The organism is Mesorhizobium sp. P2_D5 (assembly GCF_056404355.1).
In genome coordinates this window covers 615,147-641,636 of sequence record NZ_JBFUEE010000003.1, presented here as the reverse complement: position 1 = coordinate 641,636, position 26,490 = coordinate 615,147, and the positions used below count along the sequence as shown (strand labels likewise).

The following is a 26,490-nucleotide window of genomic DNA, read 5'->3' as shown; positions in this document are numbered from 1 at the left end:
AGGGCCAGTGGACATCTTAGAGGGAAAGCCCAAAGGGCCGGCGGTCACTGCCGCACTACCATCGCCTTGACCGTCCGATCCCTTCATCGGTGTTCTCAAGCAGTTTGTGCACGGCGTTGCGCGCGGCTGTCGGACGCCGCAGCCGGATGTTCTTCTCGATCGCCTCATGCAGCTTCTGCGCCTGCCGCTGATCACCGACCCTCTGCGTCGTGAAGTCGAAGAGATGGTCGAGTGCCGATTCGATCAGCACGCCGAGCGGCACCAGCAGATCGTTGCCGGAGGCGCGCAGGATGGCGAGATGAAAACGCGTGTCGGCGCGGATACGCTCCTGCAGGCTCAAGGCATCGCCCATCTCGCGGCAGGCCTGGCTGATCTCGGCCATCTGCTCGTCGCTGCGCCGCATGGCGGCAAAGGCCGACGCTTCCGGCTCGATGATATGGCGAAACTCCTGCACGGTGCGCAGGAATGCCTCGCGATCGGGCGCTGTCGCGTACCAGGCCAGCACGTCGCGGTCGAGCAGGTTCCAGCGCTCTTTCGGCTCGACCCAGCTGCCGATCTTGGGGCGCGAGGCCAGAAGGCTCTTGGCCATCAACATCTTGATCGCTTCGCGCACCGCCGAACGGCTAACGTCGAAGATTTCGGCCCATTTGGCCTCGTTGGGCAAGATGGTGCCGGGCAGATAATCGCCGCGCACGATCCTGAGACCAATCTCGCTGGCTAGCGAGACATGAACGCTCGCTCCCGAAAAGTGTGCAGCGCCAGCCCTGCGCATGACAACTGGACGGAGGCTGTCTTGTGCCTTGGCCCGGTCGGTTCGCTTCTTTGACTTCTTGTCCGGCATCCACGTTCCAATGCGTCGGCCGTCTGTCGTCCGGACTGGTCCGGACCCGCACGGCACGCCGATCTCGTTGCCGAAAAATCCAGACCATGGACGCGGCAAAGCCGGAGCCTGCCGCCCCAACCGCAGTGTCCCGTTCAGGAATCGACGGGGGGCGCCCGTTGCCGAGCGCCCCAAATCGAGAACCTACTTCTGGATGCAGGTGTCGACCGTGTCCTTGGTGCATTCGTCGAGACCGGTAAACACCGGATCGGCGACGGTCTTGCCTTCGATCAGGTCGATCATCACCGAGGGCGCCTTGTAGCCCATTTCGAACGGCCGCTGGCCGACCAGTGCGGTGACCAGGCCGTCACGAGCAATCGCCACCTCGTCGCCAATCGTGTCGGCTGCGCCGATGACGAAGTCGTTGCTGGCGATGCGGTCCTTGAGCGGCCCGAACAGATCGCGATAGGGCTGCGGCGCACCGAAAAGCGGCCAGCCGCCCATGATGCCGAACGCGTCGAGCTTGGGGTTGGCGGCGAGGATATCGGTCATCGCCTGAACGCCCTTGGCGCCATCGTCATTGGTGAACACCGGGCAGCCGGCGACTTCGGTCCAGCCACCTTCGCCGGCGAGCGCCGCGAGGCCTTCCTTGCCCGACAGTGCGTCACGCATGCCTTGCGCACGACGCAAGATGTTGTCGGCCGCAGGATTGCCCTCGATGGTGCAGATCGTGCCGCCATTCGGCTTGCCCTTCTTGATGTACTCGCCGATCTTCTTGCCCATCAAGTAGTTGTCGGTGCCGAGATAGGTCTTGCGCAGCGCCGCATCTTCCTTGCTGAGGTCGGCATCGACCGTCATGATCGGGATCGTCGGATTGGCGGTCTTGATGGTCTGCGCGATCAGCGGCGCGTTGGATGGCGAAATCGCCATCGCCACGGTGTCGGCCTTGCTCAACATGTCCTGGACGATCTGCGCCTCGCCGGCCTCGTCCGAGGTCGAGGCAGGGCCGGTGTAGAAGCATTCATATTCCGAGCTGGCGTTTTCCTTGTTCCATTTCTCGCAACCCTGGTGGATGGCTTCGAAGAACGGATTGTCGAGACCTTTCACGACAATGACGAGCTGTTTCTTGGCCAAAGCCGGTCCGGCGCCAAGCGCCATCATGGCGGCGGCGGCAAGCAAAAGTGATTTCCTCATATCAGTCCTCCCTTGAAACAGACGGACACGGCGTGCCCGCCACACAGATCGACCGGACGCGTGATGACCGAGGTTCGTTTCGCGAGCTCTCGTATCGCCAAGACAGATCGATAAGCATTTCCAGATGCGGCCTTGGACCGGCTCAACACACGGGGTGCAGCCGAAACCTCGACCGATAAACCTCCACCGATTCCACCCGGCGAACCGCAGGCAGGGACCGGCATAATCTCCTCCGACGCTTAGCTAATATCGGCTCGCCGCCAACGTCAATGCTATTTGTCCTACAAAACGGATTTTTAGAATAATCCAACCTTAATTCGTCCGACAATTGATTGACGCGCGCCGGCTTTTGCGTAAAAGAACGCTAACGCTGTTTCCGGGAGGAGCTGGGAAGAGCGAGGCCAAAGCAGCGCCGGCATTGACGCCGGGAACAGCAGCAGGTCGCAAAGCACGGGGAGGCAAGAAGGCTGGTGGCGGTTCTCGAACTCACCAACATATCGAAGCATTTCGGCGCCATCCAGGCGGTCAACGACGTGTCTTTGTCGATCGAGCCCGGCCAGGTGGTCGGCCTGATGGGCGACAATGGCGCCGGCAAGTCGACGCTGGTCAAGATGATCGCCGGCAATTTCCGCCCGAGCCACGGCACCATGCAGATGGACGGCAAGGATTTGATTCTGCACAAGCCGGTCGAAGCCCGCCAGCACGGCATTGAGATCGTTCACCAGGACCTGGCGCTCTGCAACAATCTGACGGCAGCGGCGAATGTCTATCTCGGCCGTGAATTGCGCCGCGGCGTCGGCCCCTTCCGCATCCTCGACTACGCTTCTATGTACAAGCGCGCCGGCCAGATCTTCGCGGAGCTCAAGTCCGAGACCCGCCCGCGCGACCTCGTCAAGCAGATGTCGGGTGGCCAGCGCCAGGCGGTGGCGATCGCCCGCACCATGCTGTCGCAAGCCAAGATCGTGCTGATGGACGAGCCAACGGCGGCGATCTCGGTGCGGCAGGTCGCCGAGGTGCTCAACCTGATCCGTCATTTGCGCGACCAGGGTATTGCCGTCGTGCTGATCAGCCACCGCATGCCCGACGTCTTCACCGTCGCCGACCGCGTCATCGTCATGCGGCGTGGCCGCAAGGTCGCCGACAAGACGATCGCGTCCAGTTCGCCCGAAGAAGTCACCGGGCTGATCACTGGTGCTATCGAACAGGTTTGATTTCAGCGCGTTCCACCGGCAGATAAAGGTCGATAATGGCAGTCACCCTTGACCAGACGATCGCACAGAAACAGCACACCTTGCTGTCGAAGCTGTTTGCCAGCCAGACCTTCTGGGTGGTGATCGCGGTCATCCTCGCCTGCCTGTTCCTGTCGTTTGCCACCGACGCCTTCGCCACGCAGAAGAACCTCTACAACATCACCCGCAACATCACCTTCGTCGCCATCATCGCGCTCGGCATGACCTTCGTCATCATCACCGGCGGCATCGACCTCTCGGTCGGTTCGGTGCTGTGCCTGTCGTCGATGGTGCTGGCCGTCACCATGCATGCCGGCTACTCGATCGAGATCGGCATCCTGGCCTCTATCGCAACGGCGCTTGCCATCGGCGCCTTCAACGGCATCCTGATCGCCTATCTCGGCTTTCCGCCGTTCGTGGTGACGCTCGGCATGTTGTCGATCGCCCGCAGCCTGGCCATGGTTGCTTCCAACAACACCGTCGTCTTCCAGTTCGGACCGGACCACAACAAGCTGCTGGCGCTGGGCGGCGGCGCCTGGGTGTTCGGCATCGCCAATCCAGTGCTTTACATGATCCTTTTGGCGCTGATCACCGGCTTCATCTTGCGCTGGACCAAGTTCGGCCGGCACATCTTCGCCATCGGCGGCAATGAGCATGCTGCGACGCTGACCGGCGTTCCGGTGCGCCAGATCAAGGTCGCCGTCTACATGATTTCGGCGCTCTCGGCCGGCATTGCCGGTATCATCCAGACCGGATGGCTGGGCGCCGTCACCACCAATCTCGGCACCGGCATGGAGCTTCAGGTCATCGCCGCCACCGTCATCGGCGGCGCCAACCTTGCCGGCGGCGTTGGCACCGCCTTTGGCGCCATCGTCGGCGCGGCGCTCATCGAGGTGATCCGCAACAGTCTCGGCCTGCTCGGCATCAATGCGTTCTGGCAAGGCGTGTTCATCGGCGGCGCCATCCTGCTGGCGGTTCTGTTCGACCGCATCCGCAATTTCCGCCGCAACGACTAGGACCATGATCCCGAAAAGTGGAAACCGGTTTTTCGGACAAACGGAAACCGTTTGTCCAGAGATCATGGTCGAACAGAAGACAGCCTGATGGCAAACTCGCTGTTCAGCCTTGAGGGCCGGCTGGCGCTGGTAACCGGCTCTGGTCAGGGCATAGGTTTTGCCCTGGCGCGCGGCCTGGCTGAACATGGCGCCGGCGTGGTGCTGAACGGCCGCGATGCCGCCAGGATCGGCGGCGCCGTCGAAAAGCTGCGCGATGCCGGCTTCAAGGCGCACGCCTCGACCTTCGATGTCACCGATTTTCAAGCGGTCAACGCGGACATCGCCCGCATCGAAGCCGAGATCGGCGCCATCGATATCCTCATCAACAATGCCGGCGTGCAGTTCCGCGCCCCGCTCGAAGACTTTCCCGAGGAGCAATGGGAGCGGCTGTTCAAGACCAATGTCTCAGGCGCCTTCCATGCCGGCAAGGCGGTTGCCCGCCACATGATCGCGCGCGGCATGGGCAAGATCATCAACATTGGCTCGGTGCAGAGCGAACTGGCCCGGCCGAACATCGCGCCGTACACCGCAACCAAGGGCGCGATCAGGAATCTGACCAGGGGTATGTGCACCGACTGGGCAAAACACGGCCTGCAGATCAACGCGATCGCGCCCGGCTACTTCCGCACCGAAATGAACCAGGCGCTGGTCGACAATCCCGAATTTTCCGCCTGGCTGGAGAAGCGCACGCCGGCCGGGCGCTGGGGCAATGTCGACGAACTGATCGGCGCCGCTGTGTTCCTCGCCTCCGACGCATCGTCCTTCGTCAACGGCCACACGCTCTATGTCGACGGCGGCATGACGGCTTCGGTTTGAGGCACCGACGCCGGCGCGGCCATCCACCGTTGTTCGGTTCACTGCCTATCGCTCAGTCTGAAAATCCACCGGCATCGGCCGTCATCCACCCTCGCCACAGGCCCACGTCTTGACGCGGCCCCGAACTCAGCCGCACAATCCGCCCCGCAGGCGAAGGGAGGCCAGTCGTCTGCGGGAGGAATACCCATGACGGAAGCGATCAGGCTCTACTGGGGCCGGTTCGGACATGTTTCTGTCCTGAATGTCGCAAGCGACTTCGTCACCCATGCCCACGTCGAAGCACATTTGATCATCTGGCTTGAAGGCACTGCCGGCGAGATGACCATCGGCCGCGAGACGGTACGGCTTGGCCCGCGCACCGCCGCCGGCATCAACTCCTTTCAGCCACACAGCCATGTCCTGTCGCGAAACGGCACGCCGGGCCTGTTCCTCGCCTTCTACATCGATCCCGACTGGGCGCGGCGGCGCCGCGACCTGCCTTCGTCCGCACCGCTGTTCTCGCAGGCCGCAATCACGCTGGAACCCTGGCTGCACCAGGCCGCCGCCAGTCTGCTCGATCACCTCATCGACAATGAAAGCGTCGACGATGTCGCCAATTACGAGATCGAGCGTTTCATCGACAGCGTCCTCGATGCCGCGGACGCTTCGGCGCCCCAGGAAGCGCGCGTCCGCATAAACACTATGCAGGATTTCCGCGTCCGCAAGGCAATCCAGCTGATGAGAGCCAATGTCTGCGAGCGCATCTGCTTCGACGACGTGGCGCGTGCCGTCGGCCTGTCGCGGCCGCACTTCTTCGCCCTGTTCAAGGAACAGACCAATCTGACACCCAATGTCTACTGGAACACGCTGCGCATGGAGGAAGCGGTGCGGCAATTGCAGTGGTCGCAGGAACCGCTGATTTCGGTCGCCTGCAATCTCGGCTTCACCACGCAGGGCAATTTCTCGCGCTTCTTCCGCGACCATGTCGGCGTGCCGCCGACGCTCTACCGCGAAGCGGCGCGGATGATCGCCTGAGCCAACCGGCCGCTTTTTCAGGCTCCCACCCTTTTTCAGACTCCTTGATACGGGCTCAAGACGCATTGATAAGCGTCTTTGACTTGGCCGCCCTACCCTTGCCCAACTGCCGCATCTGCAAGGGGACATCCATATGGCGAACGTCACCATCTCAAGCGTCATAGACGCACCGGTCGAACAGGTCTGGGCGCGCATTCGCGACTTCAACGGCCTGCCAGGCTGGCACCCGCGAATGGTGGAAAGCCATATCGAGGACGGCAAGGACGCCTCGACGATCGGCTGCGTGCGCAATTTCCAGCTCGCCAGTGGCGCCCGCATTCGCGAAAAGCTGCTCGACTTCTCCGACAACAATTTCCTCGTCAGCTACTCGATCCTGGAGACACCGCAGCCGCTCACCAACCACAAGGCGACGCTGCAGTTGCGACGCGTGACCGATGGCGACCGAACCTATGCCGAATGGACCGCCAGCTTCGACGCGGCGCCCGAGGAAGCCGGCAAGCTGGCCGAGGGCATGGGCGCCAACGTCTTCCAGGGCGGCTTCAATGCCCTGAAGAGCCATTTCGCCGGCCAGAGCTGAGGGAGCCCGGCTATGGCGCTAGCACTGCAGACTTTTGCGACGGTGAAGGAGGCCAACGCGGCGCTGAAATCCCAGGGCAGCCGCTATCTCGGAGGCGGCACGCTGGTCGTGCGCGCCGCCAATGAAGGCGATGTTTCGGTCTCCAGCCTGATCCGTTCGACCGAGCCGTCGCTTTCATCAATTGCCGTCACTGACAGCAAGGTCCGCATCGGCGCTTCGGTGACCATGGCGGCGGTCGCCCGTCATCCGGATCTCGGTTTCCTTGCCAAGGCCGCACGCGCCGTCGGCGGCCCGGCGGTCCGCAACATGGCGACCGTTGGCGGCAATCTGTTCGCACCGGCGCCTTATGGCGACTTCGCCGTTGCCCTGCTGGCGCTCGATGCCACGATTGGCACCGATGACGGCGAAACGCCGATCGAAACCTTCCTGGCAGGGCGCGACAGCAACCGCGCTATCGTCACTTCGGTCGCTTTCGCGCTTCCGAAGGCAGACGGCTTTCGCTTCCTGAAAGTGTCGCGGGTCAAGCCAAAGGGCGTCTCGGTGCTCAGCATCGCCGCCGTGCTTGAACTGGCCGGCGACGGTGCCGTGTCCTCGGCGCGGATCGCGCTCGGCTGCATGGCAAACCGGCCGATGCGCGCCAAGGCCGCGGAAAAAGCACTGATCGGCCAAAGCCTGACCAAGGACGGCATCGCCCCGGCGCTCGCTGCGGGCAACAAAGGCACCTCGCCCGCCACCGATCCGATCGCCAGCGCCTGGTATCGCAACGAAGTGCTGCCGGTCCATCTCGGCCGGCTGCTGCTGACCTGAAACACCCGTTGGGGGGCGCGCGTCTGTCCGATCAATCGGGCAGGCGCGCAAGGAGGAAACATGGCAAAGGTCCCGGTCCAGTTCACGCTCAACGGCTCTGAAAAGGCCGAATTCATCGACAGCGGCACGACGCTGCTCCACGCACTGCGCGACAAGATCGGCGACACCTCGCCGAAAGGCGGTTGCCATCAAGGCACCTGCGGCGCCTGTTCGGTCATCATCGACGGCGAGCTCCGGCTGTCCTGCCTGACGCTGGCCGAGACGTGCAATGGTGCTGCCATCACGACGACATCGGGGCTTTCGGAAGGTGGCGTCCTGCACCCGCTGCAGCACGCCTTCCTCGACACCTTCGCCACGCAATGCGGCTTCTGCACGCCGGGCATGATCATGGCCGCCAAGGTGCTGCTCGACCATACACCCAATCCCAGCCGCGACGACGTGGTCGAGGCGCTGTCGGGCAACATCTGCCGTTGTACCGGCTACGAGCCGATCATCCAGGCGGTGCTGCGTGCAGCCCGCGCCAATTCGCAGAACGCGGCCTGAGGGAAGCAAACATGGAACTGCGCAAGAGCTACTTCGCCGATGTCCGCAAGGATGATCTGCACGAGATCGGCCAGCCCCGGCCGCGCTCGGATTCACCCGGTCATGTCACCGGCAAGACCGCTTTTTTCGCCGACCGCAGTTTCCCCGGCATGCTGCACCTGAAGATGGTGCGCAGCCCGCATCATCACGCCCGCATCCGCTCGATCGACACCGCCGAGGCGGAAAAGCATCCAGGCGTGGTGAAAATCCTGACCGCCAAGGACGTGCCGCACAATGTCTACACCATCCTGATCCTGATCCAGATTGGACCGGAGGACGAGACGGTGCTCGCCGACGGCAAAGTGCGCTGGAAGGGCGAGGCCGTCGTCGCCGTTCTGGCCGAAACCGAGCGCGCCGCCCAAGAAGCCGCCGCCAAGGTCAAGGTCGACTATGAAGTGCTGCCGGCCGTCTTCGACATGGAGGAAGCACTGAAGCCCGGCGCGCCGCTGGTCAACGAGTACCACGGTCAGAACTATTATCTCTATGACAGCGGCGAATGCCGCAAGGTGCGTTTCGGCGATATCGAGGCAGGCTTCGCGGGCGCGGACCACATCCTCGAGCAGAGCTACCAGTCCTCGCCGATCGAGCATGCGCCGACCGAGACCACCGGCTGCGTGGTGGCGCCCGAAGGCAATGACCGCTTCACCTGCTACACCAACACGCAAGCGATGTTCTTCACCCTCGACAACGCCTCGATTATCCTGCACATGCCCGGCAACAAGCTCCATTTCGTCGGCGGCACCGTCGGCGGCGGCTTCGGCGGCAAGGTCGACGTCATCGTCGAGCCGATCGCCATTCTCGGCGCCAAGCTCACCGACCGTCCGGTTTCCTTCATCTACAGCCGCGAGGAGGAGATGCAGATCTCCTCGCCGCGCGCCGCCGAAAAGGTGGTCATCAAGGACGGCGTCATGAAGGACGGCCGCATCGTCGCGCGCAAGGTCACCGGCTATACCGACGCCGGCGCCTATTCGCGCCATTCGCCTTACGGCGCGCAGAAGGGGGCCGGCCACTATCCCGGCCCCTACACCATCCCCAATGTCTGGATCGACACCTACTGCGTTTACACCAACCGCACGCCCTCCTCCGCCATGCGCGGCTTCGGCGTCACCATTGGCGACTTCGCTCTGGAGGTGCAGATGGACAAGCTGGCGCGGCTGATCGGCATGGATCCGCTCGAATTCCGCTTCATCAACGCCTATCGTGACGGCGACATGAAGGCGCATCGCCAGCCGACCGAGGGTGCGGCGCTGATCGAGTGCATGCAGGAAGCCTCGCGCGCCGCCAACTGGCCGGTGGCGGAAAAATTCATGGCGATGTCTTCCTACGTGAAGGGAGCTTGAGATGGCGATCAGGCGCGGACGCGGCGTTGCCGCCATCAACTATCCAACCGGCATGAACCTTGGCGGCGACCCGACCCAGGCCCTGGTGCATTCGACGCCGACCGGCAATTTCATGGTCACACTGTCATCGGTCGATCTCGGCCAGGGCATGAAGCAGATCATGGCGCAGATTTGCGCCGAGACGATCGGCGTGCCGACCGACCGCGTCGTCGTCGACACCGCCGACACCGATACCGGCCCGCACTGCATGGGCACCTTCGCCTCGCGCGGCACCCACCGCGCCGGCAACGCCGTCATCCAGGCCGCCAGGGAAGCCCGCCAGGTGATGCTGGAAGTGGCCGCAGAGGAGCTGGAAGTGAACGCCTCCGACCTCGAGACCGATGGACAGGGCAACATCCTGGTCAAGGGCGCGCCGCAAAAATCGATCTCGATCTTCGACGTCGCACTGTCGGCTCATTTCAAGCGCGGCCGCTCGATCTCCGGCCGCGGCATGTTCCTGATCCCGCGCTCCTATCCCGAGAAAGAGACCGGCGCGATGAAGCCGTCGACCTGCTATGCGCATGCCTGCACCGTGGCCGAGGTCGAGGTTGATGACGAGACCGGCGAGGTCACAGTGCTGACGGTGAAGAACATTTTTGAGATCGGCCGTGCGCTGAACCCGAAAATGGTCGAGCAGCAGCTCGTCGGCGGCTCATGGATGGGCATCAGCCATGCGCTTTACGAGACGACCGAGCCCTACTATCCCAACCGCGACCATGGCGGCACCGACTTCAACCAGTATCTGATGCCTGGCCCCGGCGATCTTGCCGAGACCGAGATCATCGTGCTGGAGCGGCCGTCGGCCGACGGGCCTTATGGCGCCAAGGGGCCGGGCGAAATGTGCGCAAACCCGCAGATCCCCGCCGTTGCCAATGCCGTCTTCGACGCCGTCGGCGTGCGCATCGACACGCTGCCGATCACGCCCGAGCGCATCCTGCGCGCGCTCAGGGCGCAAGCGGCGAACTGAGTGATCGAAATGCCCGAGGTGAACGCCGAGACATCGCCGACCTCGCCGGAGGCTGTGGCGCAGCACCTGGCCGCCTCGCGCTATCTAGCCGATGACAGCCTGGCAACCGCCATCTTCCTGGCTATCCGGCTGGGCAAGCCGCTCCTGCTCGAAGGCGCGCCGGGCGTCGGCAAGACGGAAGCGGCCAAGGCGATCGCACAGTTGCTCGGCCGCGATCTCGTACGGCTGCAATGCCACGAAGGCATCGACGCCGCGCACGCGCTCTACGAATGGAACTACCAGCGCCAGTTGCTCGCCATCCGCCACGCCGGCGAGCACGAGATCGACATCTATGACGATCGCTTCCTGATCGCCCGGCCGCTGCTGCAGGTGCTGAAGGCGCCGGAGCAGCGCGTGCTGCTGGTCGACGAGATCGACCGATCGGACCATGAATTTGAGGCGCTGCTTCTGGAATTCCTCTCCGATTTCCAGATCAGCATTCCCGAGCGCGGGACCATCCGCGCCACAGCTCAGCCGATCGTCATCCTGACCTCGAACCGCACCCGCGAACTCGCCGAGGCGCTGCGCCGACGCTGCGTCTACCACTGGATCGGCTATCCCGACGCCGAGCGCGAGGCCGCCATCATCATGCTGCGCGCCGGCGATGTGGCGCAAGACACCGCACGCGCAGTGGCGACAGCCGTGCAGAGCATCCGTGCGCGCCCGCTGGCCAAGCCGCCCGGCATTGCCGAGGCGGTCGAATGGGCCAACGCAGCGACCATTCTGGAAAGGGGCGGCAGCCCGTGGCCCGAAGCCTTCCGCCGATCGATCGGCGTGCTGATCAAGGACGAAGAAGACCTGACCTACATCGCGCCGGAGCTTGGCCGGATTGTCGAGGAGGCCATGGCGTGAACGCCCTGCCCCGCGCGGCCGCGCCGTTCCTCGGCTTCGGCCGGCTGCTGCGCCGTTACGGCTTTGCCGTCGCGCCGGAGCAGGTGTCCGGCTTCATGCAGGCCGTGACATTGCTCGGGCCGCGTTCGATGGCCGACATCCGCGAAGCGGCCCTTGCGACGCTGGCGCCGCCGCCAGACCGCCGCGACGAATTCGAGGCGCATTTCCAGAACCATTTCTACGGCAACGCATCCGCCGTGGTCGAAGGAGACGGAGATGAGGAAATCAATATCAAGGATGATGGCGGCGCTGACGTCGAACGGATCGAAGCCGAGCACAGCCAAGAAGGCGGCGAACTGTCCTCGGCCCTGGAGCAATTGAGCGCGCGCGATTTCCAGCGCGACGACGATAGGCTGGCCGCCTTCCGCCGCAAGCTGTCCCCGGCCTTGCCTGCCCGCCGCTCCTTCCGCACCGTGCGCACCCACTCGCGCGGCAAACTCGATCTGCGCCGGTCGCTCAGGGAAATCGTCAGTGCCGATGGCGACGTGCCCTCGCCGCTGCTGCGTCGCCGGCAGACTGTGCCGCGCAAGCTGCTGATCCTGATCGACGTCTCCGGCTCGATGAAGCTGCACACGTCAGACTATCTCAAGCTCGCCCATGCCGCAGTGCAAGGTGCTGACCGCGCCGAAATCTTCACCTTCGGCACCCGGCTCACCCGCATTACCGCCGCACTGCGCATTCGCGACCGCGACCAGGCGCTGGCCCGCGCGGCGGCGCAGGTCGATGACTGGGACGGCGGCACCCGCATGGGGCCGACGCTGCTCGCTTTCCTGTCGGTGCCACGCTTCTCCGCTTTCGCCCGCGGTGCAGCGATCGTCATCCTCTCCGATGCGCTGGAGCGCGGCGATCATGCCGAACTGGAGACAGCGATGCGTCGGCTGAGCGCGCGCGCTTTCCGATTGTCTCTCGCGACGCCGCTCGCCGGCGACCCGCGCTTCTGGCCTGCAACGGCAGCACTGCGCGCCATCCTGCCGGTGCTCGACGATCTCATCGACGGCTCGTCGCTCAAGGGCCTCACCGATTTCATCCTGTCGCTCGCCCGCCCGACCCCGGCGGCGGCGGCAATCTGGAAGAGGGTTTCGTGATGCAGAAAGCAATCGACGCGCATTTCCACATCTGGCGCCAACAGGACCAGCCCTGGCTGGTCGGACCGATGGTGCCGCGCATCTTTGGCCCCTATGAGCCGATCCGCCGCGACTACCCGATCGAGGAATTCTTGGCCGACCAGAAGGGATCGGGCGTCGAAAAAGCCGTCTATGTCCAGACCAACTGGGCCAAGGAGGATTTCGAGAAGGAGGTCGCCTTCCTGCAGAAAACCGCGGATGAGACCGGCTGGCCACACGCCATCGTCGGCTACACCGACATGACCGTGGACGATATCAGGCCCCAGATCGACCGGCTGAAGAAATATCCGCTGCTGCGCGGCGTGCGCATGCAATTGCACTGGCACGAGACGCCGGCCTTCCGCTTCGCCACTTCGGCCGACCAGGTCATCGATCCCAAGGTCCGCGCCAATGTCGCCCGGCTGAAGCACTACGGCCTGTCCTTCGACCTTCAGCTATTCCCTGCCCAGATGAAGGACGGGCTGACGCTGGTCGGCGAGAACCCGGAGACCAATTTCATCCTCACCCATGCCGGCATGCTCACCGGCATGGAGCCCGAAATCACGGAAGCCTGGAAGGCAGGCCTGCGCACGCTGTCGGCCGCGCCCAATTTCCATGCAAAACTGTCCGGCCTCGGCACCTTCGTCCACGGCAACCACCCGGCTCTGATCGCTTACATCGTCGACAATGCGATCGACATCCTGGGCGCGGACCATCTGATGTTCGGCTCGAACTTCCCGATCGAGAAACTGTGGACCAGCCACGCCGAGCTGATCAAGGCGCATCGCGCGGCGGTGGCCAAGCATGGCGCGAAAGCTGAGGCGGATATTTTCTGGAACACGGCCGAGAGAGTTTATCGGCCTGCATAGCACACGCCTTCCCTTCTCAAGAAGGTGGCCAAGCGCCTTTGATGTATCTGCTCACAACGGCCGGCCTAAAACCTGGACCATATGCCGTTTCGCCCCAATACTGACTGGCCCCGCCATCCGCACCAGCTTGAAGCCCTGCCGCTGCCAAAAGCGAAGAGCCTGCTCATTTTCTGTGATCACGCCGAGTTCCACCCACTTGACGTTCTGGGATTTCAGCCACCTGAAAAAGTCGTCGCACAGTGTACGCCCCAACCCTCTTCCGCGAAGTGCTTTGTCGATCATGAACAACGCGATCCACCAACACTCCACTCGCGGATAATTGCGGTCGCAGGCCAGCAAGCCCACGAATTCACCATCGATTGCCTTCACCCCGAATACGAATTTGTCGGCTTCCGTTCGGTTCGGTGGAAAGTTCTCAAATTCCTCCTTTGCGGTGGCAACGTTGGGCGGCTCGCCTCGTTCCAGCACGACATAGTCAGAGCGGCCCTGATACAGCGGCACCAGTCGTGAAGCGTCAATTCCAATCAGGCCTTCAATCTCGTAGCCAGAGAGCGACGTTGGAAATCTGGTGCTTTTGTCCATGAAAGTTCCAGCCGCGGGAAGCAACCGCCCTCACTTCACCTCGAACTGCGGATCGACGGGGATCTGCATCGCCGTGACCAGATGGTTGGTCTGGCCGGCCAGCCCGATGATCGAAACCAGTTCGCCATGCTGCACGTCTGTCATGCCCTTCGCCCGGGCCGCCGCCGTGTGCGAGTGGACGCAGTAGGAGCAGCCATTGGCGGTCGACACCGCGATATAGATCATCTCCTTGGTCAATGGATCGATGGCGCTGTCAGCGACCATCACCACCTTCAACTGTTCCCAGATCCGCTTCAGCGCCGGTGGATCATTGGCCAGCCCCCGCCAGAAATTGTTGACGAAATCGGCTTTGCGAGTCGCGCGGATGTCGTCGAACACCGCCTTCACAGCCGGGATCTTCTCCACCTCGGCATCGCTCAGAAGTTTCGTGGTGGCCATGGCTGGTCCTTTCGTTTGAACGTCTTGTGAATTAAATCAGGTCTTGAGCAATCGCAGCCAATCCATTTGCCCGATTCACTTTTTAGCGACGGAGTGGCGATTTTGCTCAGGAAGCCCAGGAAGCCGCCATTTGCAGGCCGGCCTCACCTGAATCTAGTGAACCGCCGCGTACATGATCTTTTCCTCGGTTGCCTCCGCCGGCGAAAACTCTTCGACGATACGGCCTTGCCGGCAGACCAGGATGCGGTCCGACAGGTTCATGATCTCCGGCAGGTAGGAGGAAATCACGACGACAGCGAGGCCCTCATCGGCCAGCCGGTTGATGATCTGATGGATCTCGGCGATCGCGCCGACATCGACGCCGCGCGTCGGCTCGTCGAAGATGACGATGCGGGGCCGCTGCACTAGCCCCTTGCCGATCACCACCTTCTGCTGGTTGCCGCCGGATAGCTCGACGACGCGTGCATTGTCGTTGATCGCCTTGATGTTCAGCGTCTTCGTCCATTCGGCCGCAAGCTGCCGCATCTCCTGCTGGTCGATCACCCAGGCCTTTTCGCGGCCCGCCGCCAACAGCCCGCCGAACAGGTTCTCGGCAATGCCCATCGTCTCGAAGATGCCCTCGCTCTTGCGGTCCTCGGTGACATAGACGATGCCGTCGGCCACCGCCTCGCTCGGCACGAGATAGCGCACCGGCTTGTCGTCGAGTTCGATCGCCCCGCCACGCAGGAAATCGCGCTTGTAGATGCCGGAGACGATCTTAAACGTCTCGGTGCGGCCAGAGCCGATCAGCCCGAACACGCCGGTGATCTGGCCCTTGAAGATAGAGAACGAATTGTTGCGCACGACATTGCTCATCGAGATGTCCTGCACCGACAGAACCTTCTTGCCGGCCTTGCGCAATTTCGCCTCGTCGCGCTGCCGATAGATCTGCCCCGACAAAGTACGCCCGACCATGGCGGCGACGATCCGGTCGCGGTCGAAGGCGGATGTGTCGTCGGTGATGACCAACTCGCCGTCGCGCAAGATGGTGATGCGGTCTGCGATATCAAGCGCTTCTTCAAGCGCGTGACTGATGAAGACGATCGACACGCCGCTCGCCTTCAGCCGCCGGATCAGCGCGAAGAAATGCCGTTTCTCCTCTGGCGTCAGCGTCGCCGTCGGCTCGTCGAAGATGATGACCTCGGCATTGTGGTGGACGGCGCGCGCGATCTCGACCATCTGCCGCTTGGCGGCACCCAGCGTCGCCACCATCGCGTTCGGGTCGACGGGAAAGTTGAGGGACTGCAGGAACTGCTGCGCCGAAATGTAGGTGCCGCGTAGCCGGTTGAGGAATTTTTCGGCGCCGAGATAGAGGTTCTGCGCCACCGTCATCGACGGCACCAGGCTGGTTTCCTGGAACACCATGGCAATGCCGGCTTCGAGCGCCGCATGCGGCGAGGCGTAGGCGATTTCGGCGCCCTTATGGAACATCCTGCCGGAGGTGGCGTCGACCACCCCGGCGACGATCTTGGTCAGCGTCGACTTACCCGCGCCATTCTCGCCGAGCAGCGCGTGGATCTCGCCCTTGCGCAGGTCGAAGCTGACGTTCTTCACCGCGGGCACGCCGCGATAAGTCTTGGTGACGTTTTCCAGGCGGACGATCGGTTCCATCAAAACCCTCCCGACGCGAGGTCGACGGACAACACGCAGTCGCCGCCCCTGGAGGCGATGAACAGAAGGCCGGCCCTTTCGGCGACGCTGCAAATGCCGTGGCGCGTGCCGTTGGCGCGGCTGTGCAGGCTGAATTGCGGCTGCAGCTTCTGGTCGAGCCTTACCACCAGCCCGTAGGAGCGGCTTGGCGACCAAGGCTTGTGGATGCCCATGGTGCGGATGCCACCGCATTGCAGCGGTTCAAGGAAGCTGCGGCTGGAAGCCAGGGCCGGCGCGATCCAGTAGGCCGGTGGCACCTGATTGATCATGTCCTGCCGGTAGTGCGTTTCCTGCAGCACGAATTCGATCAGCCGGTTGCGCGGCGCAAACAAGGTCAGCCACGCACCGCCATCGGCGGTCGGCGACAGCCGTGCGGGATAGCCGGGCAGATGCGCCAGCACCGTCGAGCGGTTGCCGGTCGCGCCGTCGAAGCGGACGAGCTGGTGGCGCCAGCTTTCGCTGACCAGCACATCCTGCCCTATGGGATGGAGCCCATAGGGAAAGGCGATCTCGCCTGCCACCTTGCGGAACCCACCGCCCGCCGCATCCCGCTTCCACAGCGAACCGGACGCGCCCTTCTTCATCAGGTCGGCGGCCCATTGCGACGGCGCGTGTTCAGCCGAACCGTTGGCCAGCCACAACATGCCATCATCTGCATAGGCAAGTGCGGTGATGCAGCGCATTCCGGCCGGCAACGAAACCTCCTTGCCGGCAATCAACAGCCTGCCACTCTCCAGCCCGACCGTCAGTTCGCCTGATGGCGACAGCGCCAGCGCCGTGACCGGAGATGGAAAAGTCTCGACCACGGTTGGCACAGCGCCGGCAGCGATAGCGTGTATGGCATTGCCGCTGGAGGCTAACAGCCTGTCGCTGGAAATCAGCAGATTGTCCGGCTCGGTCAGCTCAGCGACAGCCGGCGCGTCGTCCAGCCGCGTGTTCGGGCGGAAGGCGCCGTCGAGCGGCGGAATGGTCACCGCCTTGCCGCGAAACAGGTCAAGCACCGGATCGAGGATCATGAGGCCGCCCCCCAGTAGGAAGCGGGGCTGGTCCAGTTCGGGTCGGCGCCTGATATCTTGTAACGACCGATGCGGTTGTTGAGGATACCGCCGACAAACAGATACCCCCTGTGCTCGCGCATCGAGGTGACCATCGGGTGCGCACCGCCGGTAAGGTCGCCCATCGCCTCGACGATGCCGCCCTTTTCGTTGAACTTCACCACGCCGCCGGTGTTGATGTTGGGGAACAGCCATTCATCCTGCGGCAGCCGGCGCGTCATGCGCTTGCGCATGTCGGGATGGCGCAGCGACAGGTCGAAGCTCGGCGTGCGCATACCGAGCCACGCCATCCAGTAGTTGCCGTCGGAGGCGCGGTTGATGTTGTCGGGGTAGCCCGGCATGTCGCGGATGACGCATTCGGCCGTGCCGGCCTTCGGCCCTTCCAGCCAGTAGCGGTGCACGCGGCAGGCCCAGCTTTCGGCGAAGAACAGCGACTTGCCGTCATGCGCCATGCACACACCGTTGGTGTAGCGGTAACCGTCGAGCAGTGTCTTGGTCGAGCCGTCCTTCGGGTCGTAGACCAGCAAGCGGCCGGTGGCGCGGTTCTCGATCGAATCCAGCGCCCAGTCATGGGCGTCGTAGCGCTTGGTCGAGTCGGTGAAATAGATACGGCCGTCGGGTGCCACGTCGCAGTCATTGGGATCACGCAGTCGCGCATCGTCGACGATCGAGGTCCAGGAGCGCGAGGTCTCGGCCGACAGGCGTTTGACCTCGCGCGTCGGCGACACGGAATAGAGCCCCATGGCGCCGACACAGCTGATCAGGTTGCCTGATTTGTCGAAGGCAAGTCCAAGCGGAAAGCCGCCAATATGGGCAAACACTTCCGACCTGACGTAGTCCGGCGCGAAGAAGCGTACGATCTCACCATGGCGGGTGCCGCAATAGAGATTGTCGTCGCGGTCGAGGATGACATCCTCCGGCCCCTCCAGTTCGCCAAGCCCGATGTGGTCGGCAGCCGAGAGCCTGTTGTCGAGTTCGTATGGCGTGCCCGAACCGGGCGCCGCCGACTGTGTCGCGCCCATCTTGAGATAGACCGGCGCGACATAGACCTCGTTCAGCACCTTGTGGCGGTTCTTCAGCCAGCGGATGTCGATGGTCACCGCCACCGCCAGCATGATGCCGAGCACCATCTGGTTGGTTCCGGTGCCATAGCCCAGCCGGATCAGCCCATTGGTCATGGTCAAGACGATGATGGCGCCCATCAGCCCCTTGATCACCGAGCCGCGCCCACCGCCCAAGCTGACGCCGCCGACCACCGCCGCCGTCAGCGCCATGATCTCGAGATTGAGGCCGGTGCCCGGCCCTGCCCCGCTCAGGCGGCAAGCGATGAGGAAGCCACCGATCGAGGCGCAGAAACCTGAGAAGACATAGGTCATGAACACGGTGCGGCGCACCCGAATACCGGCATTGTGCGCCGAGCGCCTGGAGCCGCCGACCGCCAGCACGTGCCAGCCCGGTCGCGAACGGGTCAGCGCGATATGGGTGACGATGGCGAGGATGATTGCCAGCCAGACCGAGACCGACAAGCCCCAGAAGGTGCTGTCGCCGATGAAGTCGAGCACATCCGACGTGGCTGTCGAGAGCTGCACATCAGCGGCATAGGTGGTGACCAGGATGTCGAACAGTGCCCGCCCGAAGATGAAGGTGACCAGCGTAGTGAGGAAGGCGCGCAGGCGGAGATAGCCGACGAGACAGCCATTGATTGCGCCGAAGACGAGGCCGGTGGCAAGCGAAGCGGCCAGCGCCAGCCAGATCGACTGTTCGAGGATGAAGAAGACATAGACGGCCGAGAAGCACGACAGCGCGAAGATCGAGCCGACCGACAGGTCGATGCCGCCGCCAAGCATCACCACCGTCATGCCGGTCACGACCATCGAGAACTCGCCGAGCTGGCGGGTCGATTCCTGCAGCGAGGTCAGCTTGAAGAAGCCCGGAATGATCGAGCCAAAGGTCGCCAACGTCACCACCAGCGCCAGGAACGGAATGGCGTTGTCGGTCCAGCGCTTGGTCAGGATCTCGCCGACAAGATGGTCGGGCACGAGATTGTAGCGCCAGGACTGGAGGCGTTCGCGAAAGGACATCGGGTCACTGCTGCCAAATCTGGGCTGCTAGAGAAAGAGGTGGCCGGGCAATCCGGCCACCTCGTTGATTGGTGTTGGCAAGGATCGGTCTATTTCGCCGCCGCTTCGGCCTGCAGCGCCTTCAGGTCCCAACAGCTGTCGGGCTTGAGGTCGGCCTTGGTCGTCGCCTTCTCCAGGGTGTAAATGTAGGTGTGCGAGGTGCCGGCCGGCTGGCCGCTCTGCAGCAGGAACTTGATGATGGCGTTCATGTCGCCCGACTGACGGGCAAGCTCGGTCATCACCACGGCGCCATAGGTGCCGTCCTGCAGCTTGTCGCAGTCCGCCGCCTTTTCCCCGCCGCCGGTGGTGACCAGGAACACCTTGCCCTCGAGCTTGGCGTCTCGGATCGCGGCCGAAGCGCCGGTGGCGTCACCATCCCAGAAGTCGATGATCGAGCAAATGTCCGGGTTCTGCTGCAGCATCGTCGTCGTCACGTTGCGCGAGGTCGTCGCATCCCAGTTGGAGTCGGGCTTGGCCACCACCTTGAAGTCGGGATGCTTGTCCAGAACCTTCATGATGCCGGCATACTGATAAAGGCTGGAGGAGTTCGCCTGGTCGCCCTGCACCAGGCCGATCTTCTTCGACGAGTTTTCGCCGCAGCCCTTGATCGCCGCTTCGGCCTCGAGCTGGCCTAGACGGTCCCAGTCGCTGCCGACAAAGGCGTCGGCCGGGAAGTTGGCAGGATTGTCGACCAGGAGCACGTAGGTGCCGGCCGCCTGCGCCTTCTTCATCAGCTTGGAATAGGAGTTGAGGTCCGGCGCATGGATGATCAGCACGTCCGGCCGAGTGTCCGACGAAATGGCGTCGGTGATCGCCTGCGCGCCGGCATCGACGACCCAGTTCGGATCGCGCGTCTCGAACACGCCACCCCAGGCCTCGACTTCGGTCTTCAGATAATGCGCCCAGCCCTGCGCCAGGTCGAAGCCCATCGCCAGCGGCACCAGCATGACGCGCTTGCCCTTCAGCGACTGCGCATAGGCGGCCGGGCCCGGATCGTCGGCGGCAAAGGTGGGCGCGACGAAGGCGGTAACGACAAGCGCTGTGGCGGCGGCCAAGAGTGTTTTGATCAGTTTCATGTCACATCCTCTGTTTTGGTCACTGTGGTTCACCGACGGCCCAACCGTCCGCGTTTGGTCAAGTCTTCTGGTTCAAGAATGATCTCTTAGGGATCATGCTTAGATATCGCCCTGCTGCGCGGTCTGTTCGTCACGTGGGTTGATGACGCCATCGACGATGATCGCCCCCAGAAGGATCGCCGCCTTGATCAGGTTCTGGTAGAGCAGCGGAATGTCGATGATGGTCATGGCGTTGAGCAGGATGCCGATCAGCGCCGCCCCGACCAGCACGTTACGCACCCCGCCCCGCCCGCCGGACAGGCCGATGCCGCCGATCACCGCCACCAGCACGATATCGTAGAGCAGCGTCGAGTTGACGACGCGGGTGTTGATCGAATGTAGGCTGGCCGCCGTCAGCAGGCCGGCAATCAGCGCGACGAAGGCCGACAGCACATAGCGCAGCACCAGCATCGGCCGCACAGGAATGCCGATGTTGCGCGCCGCGACCGGATTGTCGCCGGCGAAATAGATGTAGCGGCCCCATTTGGTGTAGCGCAGGAACAGGTAGAACAGGAAGGCGAGGCCCGCGAAGACGAACACCTCGATGGGAATATCGAGGAAGCGTAGGCCGCCGAGCAGCTCGACCCAATGGCCCTGCGGCACCGGCACGGCATCCTGCGTGATCAGTTGCGAGCGGACGTAGCCGAAGACGAAGGAACCGGTCGCCAGCGTCACGAAGATCGCCGGCACGTCGGCATAGGCGACGAGGAAGCCGTTTAGCAGGCCGATCGCGAGCACGCCGGCCAGCACATAGGCGAAGGCCAGCCCATCCGGCGTTCCTGAATTCAGAAGTTGCAGATACCAGGCGACAGACATTGCCATGATCGCCACGGCCGAGAGGTCGATGCCTCGGCCGATGATGACGACAGCCATGCCGAGCGCCAGTATGCCGAGCACCGACACCGAGCGGACGATGGCCACGAGATTGTTTGGGTCGATGAAGCCCGGCAGGCCGATGGCAGCGGCAATAAACAGCACCACGGCGATGGCAAAGACAATGCCTTCCTGATTCAGGCTCCTGAAATTCGGCCAGCCGATCGCGTTCATGTCCCGCTTACGCCCCAATGGCAGCGCTGCCATCCCACGGAAAGCTAATCGGCTTAGCGCCGGTTCGTCAAATGAATCCGCGTTCAGAAGCCCGGCCGGTGGCGATATTCATCGAGTGGACGCATCGATTGCCAAAACTGGCGCAATGCCCGGAAAAGCCTGGATTTTTAGCAAATGATTGCGTCAATGCGATCGCTTGCGAAAGCACCGACCAAGGCGAAAGGGCAAGGCGGAATTTATCTCCGCATCAGGTGGAAGAATTCGATTTCAGTTCCCCCGTGCGTGGCCGGAAACCTCGGCACCCGCACCTGGTGGCAGCGCGAGGAAACGCAACGCCGCCACCAGCCCGATGGCGCCGATCGCCAGAAAGGCGATGCGAAAATCGACGAGGTCGAGCGCCGGCCGGTCCCTGGCGATCTGCGACAGGTTCAGGATCGCCGCCGCCACCGCGACGCCGAACAGCATCGCCACTTGCTGCAGCATGCTGGACAGTGTCGCGGCCGAACTGCGTTGCGCCGCGTCGATATCGGCGAAGGCCAGCGTGTTGAGGGCGGTGAACTGCATCGAGCGCGACAGGCCGGCGATCAGCATCAGTAGGATCACTAGCGCTTGCGGCGTCTGCGGTGAGATCGCCGCGCACGCCATGATCGACGCCGAGGCGATCAGGCCGTTGACGACCAGCACAGATCGAAAGCCGAAGCGCCGCAACGTCGGCGTCGTCACCGTCTTCATGCCGAGATTGCCGAGGAAATAGGCCAGGATCATCATGCCGGCATCGACGGGGCTGAGACCGAAGCCGACCTGGAACAGAAGCGGCAACAGGAACGGCGTGGCGTTGATCGCCACCCGGAAATTGGTGCCGGCGGCAAGCGTCGAGATGGCGAAGGTCAGCACCTTGAACGATGAGAGGTCGAGCAGCGGATGCGGTGCGCGCCTGAGATGGCGCACCGCCAGCCAGCCGATGGCGACACCGAAGGCGATGAGCGCCACCGTCGGCAAGACACCGTCTTCTGGATGCGCGATGCGTTCGAGCCCGTACAGAAGGCAAGCAAGTCCCGCCGATGTCAGGAAAAAACCCGGCCAGTCTAGCGGTTTTGGGTTGGCCTCGCGGTCGCCGGGAATGAAGCGGGCGACCAGCGCCAGCCCGATTACGCCGAGCGGGATGTTGATGAAGAAATTCCAGTGCCAGGACAGATAGGTGGTGATGAAGCCGCCCAGCACCGGCCCGACCACCGGCGCGAACAGCGCCGGCCAGGTGATCAGCGCGGTGGCGTTGAGCAGCTCGGACTTCGATGCATTGCGCAAGACGAGAATGCGGCCGACCGGCGTCATCAGTGCACTGCCCAGCCCTTGCACGACACGTGCGGCGACGAACTGGGTCAGGTTTTGCGAGAAGCCGCAGGCGAGCGAGGCCAAGGTGAAAAGGATGATTGCCAGCAGGAAGATATTGCGCGCACCAAACCGGTCGGCGAGCCAGCCCGACAGCGGCACGAACACCGCCATGGTCAGCATGTAGACGGTGATGCCGATGCTCATCGCCACCGCCGGCACGCCGAAGGAAGCGCCCATCTGCGGCAACGATGTCGAGATGATCGTCGAATCCAGCAACTGCATGAAGAAGGCGATGGCGACGATCAGCGCCACGCGCCGCGCATTGGTGGCCGTTTCGGGTAAGGCTTCACTGTCGGGAATGGCAGTCATGACGGAACCGGTTTGAACAGCAATTAGCCGGCCGCGTCCATAGACGGCGTAACAAACTTTCGTGTCGCGCCACGGCCTGTTATGGATGAGAGGCGACCGGGGAAAGTGCACGCAGCAGATGAAACCCATCTATATCGACTATCTCAATGCCCTCGATATCGACGCCCTTGCCATGTCCGATGGTGAAATCATTGCCGCCGTAGAGGCCGGCCTGGTGGCGCAAGGCAATGGCCAGACGGTGATCGAGCCGCGCGTCCATCTCGAGCCGGACCCGTCCTTCCACGGTCATTTCAATGTCCTGCGCGGCTACGTCGCGCCTCTCGACACCGCCGGCGTCAAGATCGTCGGCGACTATGTCGACAACTACCTGCACGGCCTGCCCTCCGAATTCGGCATCCTCAATCTGTTCGATCCGCGCACCGGCACGCCGCGCGCCATCCTCGACGCCACCGTCATCACCGACATGCGCACCGGTGCCGTCACCGCCATCGGCGCCAAGCATCTGGCGCGCAAGGGCTCAAAAGTGCTGGCCCATATCGGCGCGCGCGGCACCGCCTACTGGAACGTGCGCCTGCTCGACCATCTCTTCGACTTCGACGAAATCCGCGTCCATTCGCGCCGCCCGGAAAGCCGCGACGGTTTCGCCGCAAAACTCTCCGCCGATCTCGGCAAGCGTGTCACCGCTGTGGCCGACTGGAAGAGCTGTGTCGAAGGCGCCGACATCGTGGTCGAGGCCTCGCGGCTGCCGGAACCGCAGCCCTTGTTGAAGACCGAATGGATCAAGCCCGGCGCGCTGGTCGTGCCCTACGGCACCATGAGCGCCGTGGAGCTGTCGCTGACCGACATCATGCAGAAGATGGTCGTCGACGATTGGGGCCAGTGCAAGGGCGGCAAGTTCGGCTCGCTGCGCGCCCATGTCGAGACCGGGCGGCTGAGCGAAAAGACGCTGCATGCCGAGCTTGGCCAGATCGCCGCCGGTCTCAAGGCCGGGCGAGAGAATGACAGCGAGACGATCCTGTTCTGGCACCGCGGCCTGTCGCTGTCCGACATTGCGTTGGGCAAGGCGATGCTGGCCAAGGCGCAGGCGCAAGGCATCGGCCAGCGGCTGCGCTTCGCATGAGTGCGCTCGTCCTCACCGGAGCCGGCGTGGGCACTGCGGATGTCGCCGCTGTGGCCCGCGAAGCGCGCAAGGTGGAGGTCCGATCCGATGTCCTCGGCAGGCTGCAGAAGGCGCGAACAGTGCTCGACCAGGCCGCCGCCTCCGGCCAGCAGATCTATGGCCTCAACACCGGGCTCGGCGCCAATCTCGGCACGACGGTCGAGGGCGACGCCAGCGCCTTCCAGCGCCAGCTGCTGGAAGGACGCAGCGGCGCGGTCGGCGAAGCGCTGCCGGTCGAGACCGTGCGGGCAACTATGTTTGCCCGCGCGGCGATGCTTTCAACGGGAGGCTCCGGACTTTCGCCCACCGTGTTTGTCGCTTTGGTCGACGCGCTCAATGCCGGCGTCCACCCGGTGATGCCGTCGCTCGGCTCGATCGGCGCCGGCGATCTGGTGCTGATGACGGCGCTTGCCCGCCTGCTGACCGGTGAAGGAGACGCCGACTATCAGGGCCGGCGCATGCCGGCGGCCAAGGCGTTGATGATGGCCCGCCTCGTCCCCATCAGCCTGGCGCCCAAGGACGGGCTGTCGCTGATTAACGCTTCGGCTGTTTCAGCGGGCAGCGGTGCGCTCGTGGTGACGGATGCGCTGTCCGCCCTTGCCCAGCAGCACCAGGCCGGCGCGCTGACCATGGAAGGTATCGGCGCCAATCGCACCATCCTCGACCAGCGCCTGCATATGGCGCGGCCGGCGGCCGGCCAGCAGGAAGCGGCCAAGGCCTTGCAATATCTGCTCGCCCGCGACGAGGCACCGGCGCCGACCACCTTGCAAGATCCCCTGTCGATCCGCTGCATGCCCTCGATCCATGGCGCGCTGATCGAGGCGATCGGCCAGGCGAGACATGCCGTCGAGATCGAACTCAATGCCGCCGCCGACAACCCGCTGGTGCTCAGCGACGACGGGCTGGTGCTGTCGACCGGCAATTTCCACACTGCTTCGCTGTCGCTCGCCTTCGAAACGCTCGGCCTGGCGATCGCCCAGAGTGCCGCCGCGAGCGCTGCCCGCTTCATCCAGCTTACTGGCTCCGGCCGTAACGGCCTGCCGAAATATCTGTCGCCGGTCGGCGGCGCCTCGGCCGGCTTCGTGCCGCTGCAGAAGACGGCGACATCGATCCTGGCCGCCATCCGCCACAGAGCCAATCCGGTGATGCTGGATTTCTTGGCCGTCTCGGAAGGCGTCGAGGACCATGCCACGCAGACACCGCTGGCTGTCGCGAAATGCGCTGGGATGGTCGCGCTGTGGCGGCGGCTAATCGCCTTCGAATTGATGGCGGCGGCACAGGCGGTCGACCTGCGCGACGGGCTCACCCTGGCGCCACGCACCGCCGCAATTCACACGGCGATACGCGCGCTGGTCCCTAGCCTGAAGGAGGATCGGCCACTCGGCATCGACGCCGAAGCGCTCTTCGCCGCACTCGCCAACGGACCCTGGCAGGTGACCTTACGCCCGGCCGACCTTGTCGAGGAACAGCCGTAGTTCACCCGGATCCATGTGCACGACATGCCTGTCCTCGGGATAGGCCAGGCTGTTGACGTCGGCGACATATTCGGAGAACGCCGCGATCCGCTCAGCCTGCAAACGATCATATTCGGCGGCGAAATTGCGATAGACCTTGGAGTGGCGAGGCATGTGCCCACGGTTCTGGCCGAGAACGTCGTCGGCGAACAGATATTGCGCGTCGCAGCCGGTCCCCGCCCCCATCGACAGCATGATCAGCGACGTCCGCTCCGAGATCGCCTTCGCCACCTCGACCGGCACCACTTCGATCTCCGCGCCGATGGCGCCGGCGGCCTCCAGGTGCTTCACCGCTGCGAAGACCTCCATGGCGGTGTCGGCTGTCTTGCCAACAGCCTTGAAGCCGCCCGTCCAGGTGGCGCGCGATGGAATGAGGCCAACATGGCCGATGACCGGGATGGCGTCGTCGGCCATCCGCTTGATCGTGGCGTAGCCGGCGCTGCAATAGACCGCGTCTGCGCCGGCCTTATAGAGCCGGAAGGCCCAGCGCAGGAAATCGTCCGCCGTGCCGATCTCGAAGAAATTCTCCCCCGGCATGGTGAACAGGCTGGGCGCCGCATCGCGGTATTGCGGGTTGAGCACCAGTTCGGGCGGCACCGAGACGATGTCGACCCCTGCCCGCTCGGCGGCCTCGGCCTCGTCCATCGTCAGCACGCGCAGCATGGTCAGCTGGCGCTTGCCCTTCATGGCGCGCAGGTCCGCCACCGTCGGTCTTTTTCGGCTCATCG

The 26,490-nt window shown here is 63.7% G+C and carries 25 protein-coding genes; 14 read left to right on the top strand and 11 right to left on the bottom strand.

The window, feature by feature from the left end; translation table 11 throughout:
* Positions 1-55 precede the first annotated feature (55 nt).
* Together AC1DYW_RS16450 and AC1DYW_RS16445 are read right to left on the bottom strand one after the other, a co-directional pair.
* Positions 56-841: a FadR/GntR family transcriptional regulator gene (locus AC1DYW_RS16450; RefSeq protein ID WP_095091450.1), complete on the bottom strand. Its 786-nt coding sequence runs from the start codon at positions 839-841 to the stop codon at positions 56-58.
* A gap of 183 nt (positions 842-1,024) precedes the next feature.
* The gene (locus AC1DYW_RS16445; protein ID WP_095091449.1) at positions 1,025-2,014 is read right to left on the bottom strand and encodes a sugar-binding protein; all 990 of its coding nucleotides are present in this window, start codon (positions 2,012-2,014) and stop codon (positions 1,025-1,027) included.
* Between the two features lie 470 nt (positions 2,015-2,484).
* On the opposite strand from AC1DYW_RS16445, the gene AC1DYW_RS16440 reads away from it, so the two are divergent.
* From AC1DYW_RS16440 to AC1DYW_RS16385, 12 genes are all read left to right on the top strand, one after another.
* Positions 2,485-3,225 carry an ATP-binding cassette domain-containing protein gene (locus AC1DYW_RS16440; RefSeq protein ID WP_095091448.1) on the top strand — a complete coding sequence of 247 codons (741 nt, stop codon included), beginning with the start codon at positions 2,485-2,487 and terminating at the stop codon, positions 3,223-3,225.
* A 35-nt stretch (positions 3,226-3,260) separates the two neighbouring features.
* Positions 3,261-4,259 carry an ABC transporter permease gene (locus AC1DYW_RS16435; protein WP_095091447.1) on the top strand — a complete coding sequence of 333 codons (999 nt, stop codon included), beginning with the start codon at positions 3,261-3,263 and terminating at the stop codon, positions 4,257-4,259.
* Positions 4,260-4,346: 87 nt separating this feature from the next.
* Positions 4,347-5,114, top strand: a complete 768-nt coding sequence (locus tag AC1DYW_RS16430) for an SDR family oxidoreductase (RefSeq protein ID WP_457153249.1) — start codon at positions 4,347-4,349, stop codon at positions 5,112-5,114.
* A 186-nt stretch (positions 5,115-5,300) separates the two neighbouring features.
* Positions 5,301-6,128, top strand: coding sequence for a helix-turn-helix domain-containing protein (locus AC1DYW_RS16425; protein WP_477226926.1), 828 nt, complete (start codon positions 5,301-5,303; stop codon positions 6,126-6,128).
* A 133-nt stretch (positions 6,129-6,261) separates the two neighbouring features.
* Complete coding sequence (locus tag AC1DYW_RS16420) at positions 6,262-6,705, top strand: SRPBCC family protein (protein ID WP_184875027.1); 444 nt, start codon at positions 6,262-6,264, stop codon at positions 6,703-6,705.
* A 12-nt stretch (positions 6,706-6,717) separates the two neighbouring features.
* Complete coding sequence (locus AC1DYW_RS16415; protein WP_457153251.1) at positions 6,718-7,512, top strand: FAD binding domain-containing protein; 795 nt, start codon at positions 6,718-6,720, stop codon at positions 7,510-7,512.
* A gap of 60 nt (positions 7,513-7,572) precedes the next feature.
* A complete protein-coding gene (locus AC1DYW_RS16410) occupies positions 7,573-8,055 on the top strand; it encodes a (2Fe-2S)-binding protein (protein ID WP_477226925.1) in 483 nt (160 codons plus the stop codon).
* Positions 8,056-8,066: 11 nt separating this feature from the next.
* Entirely contained in the window at positions 8,067-9,434 is a 1,368-nt protein-coding gene (locus AC1DYW_RS16405) for a xanthine dehydrogenase family protein molybdopterin-binding subunit (protein WP_477226924.1), read from the top strand.
* Between the two features lies 1 nt (position 9,435).
* A complete protein-coding gene (locus tag AC1DYW_RS16400) occupies positions 9,436-10,440 on the top strand; it encodes a xanthine dehydrogenase family protein molybdopterin-binding subunit (RefSeq protein WP_457153626.1) in 1,005 nt (334 codons plus the stop codon).
* A gap of 9 nt (positions 10,441-10,449) precedes the next feature.
* On the top strand, positions 10,450-11,331 hold the full coding sequence (locus tag AC1DYW_RS16395; protein ID WP_457153628.1) for an AAA family ATPase: 882 nt from the start codon (positions 10,450-10,452) through the stop codon (positions 11,329-11,331).
* Positions 11,332-11,336: 5 nt separating this feature from the next.
* A complete protein-coding gene (locus AC1DYW_RS16390; RefSeq protein WP_457153629.1) occupies positions 11,337-12,455 on the top strand; it encodes a vWA domain-containing protein in 1,119 nt (372 codons plus the stop codon).
* Complete coding sequence (locus tag AC1DYW_RS16385; protein ID WP_457153630.1) at positions 12,455-13,342, top strand: amidohydrolase family protein; 888 nt, start codon at positions 12,455-12,457, stop codon at positions 13,340-13,342. The genes AC1DYW_RS16390 and AC1DYW_RS16385 overlap by 1 nt, the downstream gene beginning before the upstream one ends.
* Positions 13,343-13,393: 51 nt before the next feature.
* On the opposite strand, the gene AC1DYW_RS16380 is transcribed toward AC1DYW_RS16385, so the two are convergent.
* The 8 genes from AC1DYW_RS16380 to AC1DYW_RS16345 all read right to left on the bottom strand — a co-directional run bounded on the left by AC1DYW_RS16380 (position 13,394) and on the right by AC1DYW_RS16345 (position 23,089).
* Positions 13,394-13,924 (bottom strand): N-acetyltransferase family protein, encoded by a 531-nt coding sequence (locus tag AC1DYW_RS16380; RefSeq protein WP_477226923.1) that lies wholly within the window; start codon positions 13,922-13,924, stop codon positions 13,394-13,396.
* A gap of 30 nt (positions 13,925-13,954) precedes the next feature.
* Positions 13,955-14,362 (bottom strand): carboxymuconolactone decarboxylase family protein, encoded by a 408-nt coding sequence (locus AC1DYW_RS16375; protein ID WP_457153631.1) that lies wholly within the window; start codon positions 14,360-14,362, stop codon positions 13,955-13,957.
* 153 nt (positions 14,363-14,515) lie between these two features.
* Positions 14,516-16,012, bottom strand: a complete 1,497-nt coding sequence (locus tag AC1DYW_RS16370; protein ID WP_477226922.1) for a sugar ABC transporter ATP-binding protein — start codon at positions 16,010-16,012, stop codon at positions 14,516-14,518.
* Positions 16,012-17,067: an NHL repeat-containing protein gene (locus AC1DYW_RS16365; RefSeq protein WP_457152276.1), complete on the bottom strand. Its 1,056-nt coding sequence runs from the start codon at positions 17,065-17,067 to the stop codon at positions 16,012-16,014. The genes AC1DYW_RS16370 and AC1DYW_RS16365 overlap by 1 nt, the downstream gene beginning before the upstream one ends.
* Complete coding sequence (locus AC1DYW_RS16360; protein WP_477226921.1) at positions 17,064-19,187, bottom strand: ABC transporter permease; 2,124 nt, start codon at positions 19,185-19,187, stop codon at positions 17,064-17,066. The genes AC1DYW_RS16365 and AC1DYW_RS16360 overlap by 4 nt, the downstream gene beginning before the upstream one ends.
* 89 nt (positions 19,188-19,276) lie before the next feature.
* Positions 19,277-20,302, bottom strand: a complete 1,026-nt coding sequence (locus tag AC1DYW_RS16355; protein ID WP_457152278.1) for a sugar ABC transporter substrate-binding protein — start codon at positions 20,300-20,302, stop codon at positions 19,277-19,279.
* Positions 20,303-20,401: 99 nt separating this feature from the next.
* Positions 20,402-21,388, bottom strand: coding sequence for an ABC transporter permease (locus AC1DYW_RS16350; protein ID WP_457152279.1), 987 nt, complete (start codon positions 21,386-21,388; stop codon positions 20,402-20,404).
* Positions 21,389-21,655: 267 nt separating this feature from the next.
* Complete coding sequence (locus AC1DYW_RS16345) at positions 21,656-23,089, bottom strand: DHA2 family efflux MFS transporter permease subunit (protein WP_477226920.1); 1,434 nt, start codon at positions 23,087-23,089, stop codon at positions 21,656-21,658.
* Positions 23,090-23,207: 118 nt separating this feature from the next.
* On the opposite strand from AC1DYW_RS16345, the gene AC1DYW_RS16340 reads away from it, so the two are divergent.
* Together AC1DYW_RS16340 and AC1DYW_RS16335 are read left to right on the top strand one after the other, a co-directional pair.
* Complete coding sequence (locus AC1DYW_RS16340; protein ID WP_477226919.1) at positions 23,208-24,209, top strand: ornithine cyclodeaminase family protein; 1,002 nt, start codon at positions 23,208-23,210, stop codon at positions 24,207-24,209.
* The gene (locus AC1DYW_RS16335; RefSeq protein ID WP_477226918.1) at positions 24,206-25,723 is read left to right on the top strand and encodes an HAL/PAL/TAL family ammonia-lyase; all 1,518 of its coding nucleotides are present in this window, start codon (positions 24,206-24,208) and stop codon (positions 25,721-25,723) included. The genes AC1DYW_RS16340 and AC1DYW_RS16335 overlap by 4 nt, the downstream gene beginning before the upstream one ends.
* Here the strand turns inward: AC1DYW_RS16335 and AC1DYW_RS16330 are convergent.
* Positions 25,688-26,488, bottom strand: a complete 801-nt coding sequence (locus tag AC1DYW_RS16330; protein ID WP_477226917.1) for a 3-methyl-2-oxobutanoate hydroxymethyltransferase — start codon at positions 26,486-26,488, stop codon at positions 25,688-25,690. The genes AC1DYW_RS16335 and AC1DYW_RS16330 overlap by 36 nt on opposite strands.
* Positions 26,489-26,490: the final 2 nt, after the last annotated feature.